Below are 488 nucleotides of genomic sequence, written 5' to 3'. Positions count from 1 at the left end.
AGCAGGCCGGCGCCGGCGAGGCCGCCGCGGAGCAGCGCCCGGCGGGAGAGCGGGGAGGCGGTGGGGAGGCTGGTCACGAGTGGGGTCCTCTACGGGAAGGGGTGTGCGGGGTCGGGTCGGCGGTGGGGGGCTGTTCACGAGGTCAGGGCGCGCACCGGGCGGGCGTACACGGCGCCGAGCGCGGGTGTCCCGGCGGCCACGGCGAGCACATCGGCGCCGAGCCGCTGGGCGACCACCAGCCCGGCGTCGCGCCGCAGTCGCGAGCGGCGGGCGAACTCGGTGCGCACCACGTCGAGATAGGCCGGGTCGAGGCAGGAGAAGTGCTCGGTCAGGACCAGCAGATCGGGGTTGACGACGTCGGCCAGCAGGGCGAGCGCCCGGCCGATGATCTCCGCGCGCCGCCGGACCAGCCGGTCGGCCCGGGGGTCGCCGGCCCGGACGGCGGCCACCAGCGCGGCGCTGTCCGGCCGTTCGGTGACCCCTTCGGC

General features: G+C 77.9%; 1 pseudogene. It reads right to left on the bottom strand.

Annotated elements, in window-relative coordinates:
* Positions 1-134 precede the first annotated feature (134 nt).
* Positions 135-488, bottom strand: a pseudogene (locus tag ABD308_RS17590) (ROK family transcriptional regulator); the annotation flags it as partial.

This window comes from Kitasatospora putterlickiae (assembly GCF_039527695.1).
GTDB lineage: Bacteria > Actinomycetota > Actinomycetes > Streptomycetales > Streptomycetaceae > Kitasatospora > Kitasatospora putterlickiae.
The sequence above is the reverse complement of the archived record's forward strand: the minus strand, read 5'-3'. Positions and strand labels throughout refer to the sequence as shown.